The sequence below is a fragment of the Eubacterium sp. 3_1_31 genome (assembly GCF_964249515.1).
In the GTDB taxonomy this organism is placed as follows: Bacteria; Bacillota_I; Bacilli_A; order Erysipelotrichales; family Erysipelotrichaceae; genus Longicatena; species Longicatena caecimuris.
The window spans coordinates 1-1,824 of sequence record NZ_CAXUBY010000086.1 but is presented as its reverse complement, the minus strand read 5'-3'; the positions used below and the strand labels follow the sequence as shown (position 1 = coordinate 1,824).

Genomic DNA, 1,824 nt, shown 5'->3' with positions numbered 1-1,824 from the left:
ATTCCTACAAATCCGCAGCTTCGGTAGCATGCTTAGCCCCGGTACATTTTCGGCGCAGGGTCACTCGACTAGTGAGCTGTTACGCACTCTTTGAAGGGTGGCTGCTTCTGAGCCAACCTCCTAGTTGTCTGTGCATCCCCACATCCTTTTCCACTCAGCATGCATTTTGGGACCTTAACTGGCGGTCTGGGCTGTTTCCCTTTTGACCATGGACCTTATCACCCACGGTCTGACTGCCGGGCATATCTTATGGCATTCGGAGTTTGATTATACTCAGTACCCCGGGATGGGGCCATCGTACATTCAGTGCTCTACCTCCACATGACTAAGCCTCGACGCTAGCCCTAAAGCTATTTCGGGGAGAACCAGCTATATCCGTGTTCGATTGGAATTTCTCCCCTAGCCACAACTCATCCGCCAACTTTTCAACGGGGGTCGGTTCGGTCCTCCATTCAGTTTCACCTGAACTTCAACCTGGTCATGGCTAGATCACACGGTTTCGGGTCTATGTCATCGTACTCTCGCCCTATTAAGACTCGCTTTCGCTTCGGCTCCGCATCTCCTGCTTAACCTCGCACGATAACATAACTCGCCGGTTCATTCTACAAAAGGCACGCCATCACCCTTTAACGGGCTCTGACTTCTTGTAGGCATACGGTTTCAGGTTCTCTTTCACTCCGCTCCCGCGGTTCTTTTCACCTTTCCCTCACGGTACTGGTTCGCTATCGGTCACTTGTTTATATTTAGCCTTGACGGATGGTCCCGCCTGCTTCCGACAAGATTTCTCGTGTCTCGCCGTACTCAGGATCCCACTAGGCTTCACATCGTTTTCGGATACGGGACTTGCACCCCCTGCGGTCGGCCTTTCAATGCCGTTCTCCTAACAATGCTCTTGCCATATCGTGGTCCTACAACCCCATCTCAAGAGATGGTTTGGGCTCCTTCCCTTTCGCTCGCCGCTACTATGGAAATCACTTTTGTTTTCTTTTCCTCCGGGTACTTAGATGTTTCAGTTCTCCGGGTACCTCTCTCATGGACTATGGATTCATCCATGGATGCCATCCTATTACAGATGACGGGTTTCCCCATTCGGATATCGACGGATCTTTGTGTACGTACCACTCCCCGTCGCGTTTCGCCGTTTGTTGCGTCCTTCTTCAGTTTCAAGTGCCTAGGCATCCACCGTACGCCCTTACTTACTTAATCACTTCTTCGTGTTTTTGCTTTCGGTTTGCTTGAGTATTACTGTTTGTTTAACTTTATACTCGTGAATATCTATTTGTTTACAACTTTTACGTTATAGACCTTCTGTTATGTCTTTTCTGTTATTCAGTTTTCAAAGATCGACTTCTCTTGGAAGATTCTTTCGGTCTTCCAAAACCGAACAGGAAATATCTGCTTCTTTGTACTTTCTCCTTAGAAAGGAGGTGATCCATCCCCACGTTCCCGTAGGGATACCTTGTTACGACTTAACCCCAGTCATCGGTCCTACCTTCGACGGCTCACTCCTTGCGGTTATGCCACCGGCTTCGGGTATTACCAACTCCCATGGTTTGACGGGCGGTGTGTACAAGGCCCGAGAACGTATTCACCGCAGCATGCTGATCTGCGATTACTAGCGATTCCGACTTCATGAAGTCGAGTTGCAGACTTCAATCCGAACTGAGACGCCCTTTATGAGATTCGCTCCACCTCGCGGTGTCGCTGCTCTTTGTAGGCGCCATTGTAGTACGTGTGTAGCCCAGGCCATAAGGGGCATGATGATTTGACGTCATCCCCACCTTCCTCCGGTTTGTCACCGGCAGTCTCTCCTGAGTCCCCAAC

2 rRNA genes (1 of these 2 only partly in view) are annotated in these 1,824 nt (G+C 50.0%); both read right to left on the bottom strand.

Annotation, left to right across the window (positions count from 1 at the left end):
* A 23S ribosomal RNA gene (locus ACESSZ_RS16285) occupies positions 1-1,206 on the bottom strand; it reaches 1,756 nt to the left of the window's first position.
* 214 nt (positions 1,207-1,420) lie between these two features.
* Positions 1,421-1,824 (bottom strand): 16S ribosomal RNA (locus ACESSZ_RS16280); the annotation flags it as partial.